Source organism: Nostoc sp. PCC 9305, assembly GCF_963920915.1.
Lineage (GTDB): Bacteria > Cyanobacteriota > Cyanobacteriia > Cyanobacteriales > Nostocaceae > Nostoc.
This window is the reverse complement of sequence record NZ_CAWUDN010000061.1, coordinates 41,375-49,089: the sequence shown is the minus strand read 5'-3', so window position 1 is coordinate 49,089 and position 7,715 is coordinate 41,375. Positions and strand designations below refer to the sequence as shown.

4 protein-coding genes and 1 pseudogene are annotated in these 7,715 nt (G+C 46.8%); 1 reads left to right on the top strand and 4 read right to left on the bottom strand.

All coding sequences use genetic code 11. The annotated features are described in order from the left end of the window. Window positions 1–84: 84 nt before the first annotated feature. The 3 genes from bioF to ACM0OX_RS21945 all read right to left on the bottom strand — a co-directional run bounded on the left by bioF (window position 85) and on the right by ACM0OX_RS21945 (window position 2,773). Window positions 85–1,254 carry an 8-amino-7-oxononanoate synthase gene (bioF, locus tag ACM0OX_RS21955; protein WP_414517090.1) on the bottom strand — a complete coding sequence of 390 codons (1,170 nt, stop codon included), beginning with the start codon at window positions 1,252–1,254 and terminating at the stop codon, window positions 85–87. Window positions 1,255–1,382: 128 nt separating this feature from the next. Further along, on the bottom strand, window positions 1,383–2,015 hold the full coding sequence (gene ruvA / locus ACM0OX_RS21950; protein WP_109007998.1) for a Holliday junction branch migration protein RuvA: 633 nt from the start codon (window positions 2,013–2,015) through the stop codon (window positions 1,383–1,385). Further along, window positions 2,015–2,773 (bottom strand): sucrose-phosphate phosphatase, encoded by a 759-nt coding sequence (locus tag ACM0OX_RS21945; protein ID WP_414517089.1) that lies wholly within the window; start codon window positions 2,771–2,773, stop codon window positions 2,015–2,017. The genes ruvA and ACM0OX_RS21945 overlap by 1 nt, the downstream gene beginning before the upstream one ends. Window positions 2,774–2,971: 198 nt before the next feature. Between ACM0OX_RS21945 and ACM0OX_RS21940 the strand changes: the two are divergent. Further along, window positions 2,972–3,088: pseudogene (locus ACM0OX_RS21940) on the top strand (Uma2 family endonuclease); the annotation flags it as partial. Window positions 3,089–3,103: 15 nt separating this feature from the next. Here the strand turns inward: ACM0OX_RS21940 and ACM0OX_RS21935 are convergent. After that, window positions 3,104–7,612 carry a PAS domain-containing protein gene (locus ACM0OX_RS21935; RefSeq protein WP_414517088.1) on the bottom strand — a complete coding sequence of 1,503 codons (4,509 nt, stop codon included), beginning with the start codon at window positions 7,610–7,612 and terminating at the stop codon, window positions 3,104–3,106. Between the last annotated feature and the right edge of the window lie 103 nt (window positions 7,613–7,715).

Sequence of the window (7,715 nt, the reverse complement as noted above, 5' to 3'; positions counted from 1 at the left end):
GGATGAATCCACCTCAGAACTCCGTTCATCCACCTTTGAACCGGATGAATCCACCTCGCAACTCCGTTCATTATGCCCAATACCCTACTGTCGCCAGCTAATATCCTTTAGTACTGCTACCAATTTTTCAATATGCGCCACTTGATGAGTTGCCATCACGGATATTCTGATTCGACTTGTGGGCACTGTGGGGGGACGAATTGCTGGGGCAAAAATGCCAGCATCTCTTAGCTGTTTTCCAGCTTTGAGCGCATCTGTGGCATTAGGCAATTGAAAACATAATATGGGTGATTCAGAAGGCAGCAATTTCAGGTCAGGTACCTGTTGCAGCAACGTTTTCAAGTAATGTATATTCCCCCACAATTGGGCACGGCGTTGCGGTTCTTGTTGCACGATCTCGATCGCTGCTAAGGCCGCGGCTGTATCAGCAGGTGAAAGCCCAGTGGTATAAATCCAACTGGGTGCGCGGTTCCGCAAAAAATCAATTAGGGCGCTACTTCCTGCTACATACCCGCCTAAACTACCTAAAGCTTTACTCAAAGTGCCAACTTGAATTAATTGCCTTCCTGTACACCCGAAATATTCGACGCACCCAGCGCCAGTTTTTCCTAGTACCCCAGTGGCATGAGCTTCATCGACTAACAGCATACAGCTAAATTCATCAGCGAGATCCAACAGTGCAGGCAACGGACATAAATCACCATCCATGCTGAAGACAGTATCAGTAAGAATCAAACAGCGTCGGTAATTTTGCCGCTGTTGACTCAACTGAGTTTTCAATACTGCGATATCACAATGTGGATATTCCACCACTACTGCACCGCTAAGAATCGCTCCATTTTTCAGACTGGAATGATTGTACTGGTCAGAAAATATTAGATCGCGTTTGCCTACAAGGGCGGTAATTGCACCCAAATTCGCTAGATACCCGGAACTAAATACCAAGGCATCTTCTGTTTGTTTGGTAGATGCGATCGCCTCCTCTAACTCCCTGTGTAACTCCCGATGCCCACTGAGTAATCTAGAACCAGTACTACCAGTCCCAAATTCTGCGATCGCAGCCGTCGCCGCTGCCATCAACCGCTCATCTCCAGCTAATCCCAAATAGTCATTGCTGGCAAAATTAATTACCTCTTGCCCAGCTAAAACCACCGTTGCACCCGGACGTCCGTCGATAGGTTGTACCGAACGATACCAGTCCGCCCGATGAATTGTTGCTAAGGACTGTTCTAGCCAGGCATAAGGGTCGGTCATTGGGGTAGGGGGAAGGGAGCAGGGGGGCAGGGGGGCAGGGGAGCAGGGGAGCAGGGGAGGCAGGGGAGGCAGGGGGAGAATAACTAATAACAAATGACAAAGGACTAATGACTAATGACTACTGACAATTAAACTTGTTCGCTACTGAGATGAGCGATCGCTTGTTTAATCCAGTCTTCGACATAAGCATCTTTGGGTAGTCCGATGTCTTCGCTGACCACATGGAGAGCGTGACTGACTTCATGGGCAGTATATCCCAAGGCGAAGAGAGTCATTTGCACTTCTTCGAGAATTCCCGGTGCTGGCCCGCCTGTGGCGACGAAGAACCCGGCTGATTTACGCCACTCGACCAATTTGCTTTTCAGTTCCAAACAGATGCGTTCAGCGATTTTTTTACCCACACCTGGAGCCTGAATGAGGATTTGCGTATTGCCAGCGATAATTGCTTGGACTAAATCTGGTAGTTCCAGAGTGTCTAAGAGGGCGATCGCTAAGGCTGCACCAATCCCTGTGACAGTCAGCAAGTGGCGAAATAAATCGCGTTCGGCTGGGGAAGCAAAGCCATATAGAAAGGGCACTTCTTCCCGAATTTGCAAATGGGTAAAAATTTGCGCCACTCCTCCCGACTCTGGTAACTGATTGGCTAGCCGTTGGGGAACTTGCAAATCATACCCCAAGCCATTCACTTCCAGAGTCAGAATCACGCGATTAGCGCCAATTGTTTGGATACCAGCGACTATACCTTTTAAATAACTAATCATTACAAGAGACCAAAATAATGTAAGCCTTCAATAATTCCACCTGCACAAAAACATGAAGCCAGGTAGCGGTAGTCTGCGGGATACTCATTGTGCCATTGGAGTAACTCTTTGCGGGCATTCCCCACAATGATTCCCCGTTCGTTGCCTACAGCAAATAAAGCAATATCATTACCTGAATCACCACAGACAACTGTTTGTTCTGCTGCAAATTTCCACTTCTGGCGTAAAAATTGCATTGCCTGACCTTTATCGCTGCTATAGGGTACAATGTCAAGGTCAATCCCGCTACTGTAGATTAACTTTACATTTAATTTAGATTTCTGCAACTCTGCTTCAAGTTGTGGTAGAACATTCGCAGATACTTTTTGTTCTAGGAAACAACTCACTTTGAAGGGACGCTGTTCTGAATCTGGTTGCCGAACTAACTCAGGATATTTTTTTGTAATAGATAATACAGTTTCTCGTTCCCATCCCGGAGAGAGAATTTCTGACCAACCTGAGTCTGGAGTATCAGTACCATCAAGGTAGATTTCAGTACCCACGGAAAGGACGAGAGCATCCGGTTGCAAAAGATTTTTTTGAGCTTGCAGTTCTTTGTAAAGTACAGGCGATCGCCCGGTAGAATAAACGATTTTCGTACCGTATTCTTGGCGATGTTGACTCAGGAGTTGATTTAGTTCTGGTAAAGCGCTGTCATCGCCCACAGTCCGGTATACGAGGGTGTCATCTAAGTCGGTTACAAACAGAAATGGTTTCATGATTAAATCTCTTGTAAAATCTCGTTATTCTACCGTGTGAAGGGACTTTTGCAAGAGATTTGTTTGCTAAAAACAAAGCATCATATCAGAAATTATTCTTTTGTAGAGACGGCGATTTATCGCGTCTTTGTAATGATCAATCGCATTTTTGGGATTTAGAATTGTCATCAAAAAACCTTAGCCAAACCGTATTGTCTACTGTCTCTTGAGAATGGCGATCGCCTCATTAGTGCAGAGTTTGAGTGTCGCTATAATGCCATACTCAATCTCAAGAAAACCGAATTGATTGAAGGAGTTGTTTATGTGGCATCACCTTTCGATTAAACTGAATCATAGTTTACTGTGTGCAAGTGTCACCACAGCTTGAACTAACTCTTCTGGATCGAGGGGCTTGGTAACGTGCCTTTGATAGCCACTGATGATGGCTCGCTCGTAATCATCAACTCTGGCATAAGCAGTCAAAGCGATCGCGGGAATCTCTCCCCCTTTTTCGGGCGTTAAGGTGCGGATCTGCTGAATCAGGGAATAACCATCGACTTCGGGCATCCCAATATCACTGACTAAGACATCGGGTTGGAAGGATTCTAGATTTGCTAAAACTTCTGCCGCAGAGCTAACAGTCAAGACTGTAGCTCCGTATTCAGTAAGTAATACTGTTAATAACTCACGGGCATCGGCATCATCATCAACTGTGAGGACTTTAATCCCCGTGAGTTCGAGTTCTTGTTGTGGCAACTCATCTGGCTGCTTGATTTCCGGTTCAACATTCAGCAGTGGCAACTGGACTGTAAAGGTGGCTCCCAAGCCTTCACCCGGACTATCAGCCGCGATGGTGCCGCCGTGAGCCTCAACTAACTGCCGGACGATCGCTAACCCCAATCCTAACCCCCCATACTTGCGGGTAATTGAGACATCTTCCTGACGGAATGACTCAAAAATATACGGGAGAAAGTCAGAGCTAATGCCTTTGCCAGTGTCACTGACGATAATCTGTGCCCGATCGTCAACTTGCTCTAGTCGGGTTTCTACCCGTCCTCCTTTGGGGGTAAACTTGATCGCATTAGAAAGTAAATTCCAAACGATCTGTTGAAGGCGGTTGGAATCTCCAGAGACTTGCCCAATATTCGGCAATACCGAATGCAACACAATTGATTTGGAAAGGGCTGCTGTATTTACTGTGTCGATCGCAGATTCAATCACAAATGCCAAATTCACAGGAGCCGCATCTATGCTCAGTTTGCCACGCAGAATCTTGGCTAGATCGAGCAAGTCATCAATCAGTTGAGTTTGCAGTTTCGCGTTGCGTTCAATGGTGGCTAAAGCTTCAGCCGTTTTGGTTTCACTAAATTTGCGGGTTTGCAGCAGTTTTGTCCAGCCGAGAATCGGGTTAAGAGGCGATCGCAATTCGTGGGAGAGAACCGCCAAAAATTCATCTTTGATCCGATTAGCGCGTTCGGCTTCGGCTCTGGCTGCTTGTTCTAGTTGAAATAGACGATCGCGTTGGATTTCAGCTTGTTTGCGATCGGTGATATCCTGGACATTACCTACCATCCGTACCGCATTGCCCGCAGCATCATAGAAAACCTGACCTCTAGCCGCTAACCAGCGAATGCCATCAGGATGTATAGTGCGGAAGTCATCTTCATAGTACTCTTCCTGTTGCTGGATGGTGCGACTCACCCCTTCATTAGCTGAGATGCGATCGTCTGGATGCAGGATACTTAACCAAAGTTGATATGTGATTTCCTTTGTGCTTGGGTCAAGCCCATACAGATTGATATACTCTTCAGATACATGAGCTCTGTTGCGGATAATGTCCCAGTCCCATAATCCCGATTGCGTCGCTTTGTACGCCAATTTTAACCGGGCTTCGCTCTCCTGCAAGAGGAGTTCTATCTTTTTGCGATCGGTAATGTCTCGTGAAATCAATAAGATTCGTTCCAGCTGCCCAGAAGCATCCAAAATCGGGCTAACGACCACTTCCCACCATTTCGGAGTGCCTTTTACAGTTGGGCAGTATCCGCTAAAAATGCTGACTTTACCTGTTTTAGTGGCAGCGAATGCCTCCTCTGCCTGTTGCCGAGAACTGCCTTCCCAGAAACAGAGCCATTCATTATTGAGATGGGCATTTAAGTCATCAATTTCCATCAAACACAGTCCACCTGTATTCATGTACAGCAGCCGCCCATCAAGGCTTAATACCTTGATGCAATCAGAACTGCTGTCTAAAATGCGGTTTTTAAATTCTTCACTCTGGCGCAAGGCTTCTTCGGTTTGTTGGCGAGTGGTGATATCTCGCCAGGTGGCAACAAATCCATCTCCAAATTTAGCCACGCGGATATCAAAGGCTCTAACTAAGCGTTGTTGTCCGTAATCATCCTCATAAAGTAGGCTGTCTTTAATGAGCGGCTGCCCTGTTTCTACTACCTGACAGTATTCATTAAACAATCCACTGTCACGATGCCCTGGTAGTAATTCACACAATCCATGCCCAATCTGCTGCTCATAAGTCATTTGATTGTTGAAACAAGCCGCACTATTGACATATTCAGTTACAAAATCGACAATCTGTCCCTGCTCATTCCGTACAGCACGGTATACCCCAAAGCAGTCCAGCATATTTTCAACTGAGGTGCGGAAGCGTTCTTCGCTCTTTCGCAGAGCAAGTTCTGCCTGTTTGCGCTCGCTGATATCATGATGGATGCCTGAAAGGCGGAGTGGATTGCCTTGTCGATCGCGCGAAACTACCTTTCCGTGGTTGGCTATCCATTTCCACTCCCCAGACTTGGTTAACATGCGATATTCAAATTTGTAAGACACCGAATCGTCGTGAAGATGGGCATTCAACCGTTCCATCACCCAAACTTTATCCTCAGGATGAATCAGTCGCTCCCAAGCGCTAAAGTCCCCAGGTAAATCTCCTTGCTCATATCCCAGCATTTCCAGCCATCGGGAACTTAAATAATCTTCATTGGTAACAATGTTCCAATCCCAGAGACCGCCACCAGAACCTTCCAGTGCCATTTGCAGACGTTCTTCACTGTCTCGCAGGGCTTGCTCTGCCTGTTTGCGTTCGCTGATGTCTTCGGCAATACCTGCAAACCGATAAATCTCTCCAGTTTCATCTCGAAGGGGAAAGCAGCGATCGTGAACCCAGCGAATACTACCATCGGCTAAAATAATTCGGTATTCCTCATCGAATTTCCCGGCGACAGCTTTTTCATGAAACGCTCTGTCTGTCGCTGCTCGATCTTCTGGGTGGATGCGATCGACCCATGCTTGTTGTCCTTGATACAATTCCTCTGGGTTCAATCCCCACAGGCGTTTATATGCAGGGCTAACATAGCTAACTCGATTTTCCTGCACCTCTTTGATCCAGAACACCGCATCAATATTTTCTGCAAGCTGCCGAAAACGTTCCTCACTCTCGCGCAGAGTTTCGGCCGATCGTTTGCGTTCGGTGATATCTAGATCGATACCCGCCATCTGAATTGGTTGCCCGTGTTGGTCGTAGAATACCTTACCCTGACTTAGTGCCCACCGAATCGTGCCATTAGGATATACCACTCGAAATTCAATGTCATAGTCTTCGCCGGTGGCGATGGCACGATTGACGACTGCTAGAACGCGATCGCGATCGTCAGGGTGGACTCGCGCGGCAAACATCTCGAATGAGCCGTCAAACTCTCCTGGTTCCAGTCCAAATGAGGCTTCCAGATTATCCGACCAGGAAATTTTTCCGGTTTGGATGTTCCAGTTCCACGTTCCCATCCGCGAAGCTGATAGTGCCAATCGCAGCCGTTGTTCGCTCTGGCGTAGTTCTGCTTCTACCTGTTGGCGTTCTTTTAGTTCATGTTGTGCCTGCTGATACAGTTCTGCCTGTCGCAAGGCGATACTCATCTGAGTTGCCAACTCTTTAAGCAAGTCAATTTCTAAGGGCTGCCAAAATCGAGGTGAGGTACAATGATGAGCAATTAGCAATCCCCAAAACTGGTTGTCTTGCAGAATTGGTACAACCAGATGAGCTTTGACTTGAAACTGTGCCAACAATTCACCGTGGCAGGGGTCAATACTGCGATCGTGAATATCTGATACTGCCGTTACTTGTCCCTGATAATAACGTTCGATATAATTTTTAATCAAGGCGGGTTCGTGCCTGACAGGTTGCGGTCGATTCGAGGTAATGTAGCTCTCAGCAAGGCAGGGATCGTACACAGTAGACGAGAGAAGCGATCGCCATTGTGTCCCGACTGATTCTGCTATTACTGTGCCATTCCCGTCAGGTTTTAACTGAAAAACTAAGACGCGATCGGTGTGCAGAAATTCTCGCACTTCGGTTACGGTTGTTTGAAGAATTTCATCCAGATTCAGCGATTCGTGAATTTTCTGGGTAATATGTGAGACTACGCGCTCTCGTTCAATACGCTGTTGTAGTTGGGTACGTAGCCGGACTGTTTCAATTGCCCCATTGACTGCTATTTGTAGCCCTTCTGGGGTGATTTGCTCTTTGATAATATAATCTTGCGCGCCCGCTTTGATCGCCTTAACTGCGATCGCCTCATTGCCCTGCCCAGTGACGACAATCACAGGTAGGCAAGGCTGTTGCATTGAGGGTTGCAATTGTGCCAGAAATTCTAGTCCGTCTAGGTCAGGTAATCGATAATCAAGCAACACAGCATCGGGCTGATGTTGCTGCCAAAGTTCTAGCCCTTGTTGTCCCAGCGTTGCTTCTAGGATAGTGTAAGAAGATTCGCGATCGCGCAGCAAATACCGCCGATATAGTTCTCGATCTTCTGGGGAATCATCGACAATTAGGAGGGTGCGCTGTTGCTGAGACATCGTAAAATTAATTGAGCGGATGAGTTAAAGCCCACATTCCGCAGGTTATCATACAGAAATTAGTGTTTTAAAAATAGCGCTAAAATCCTCACCTATGTAAAGA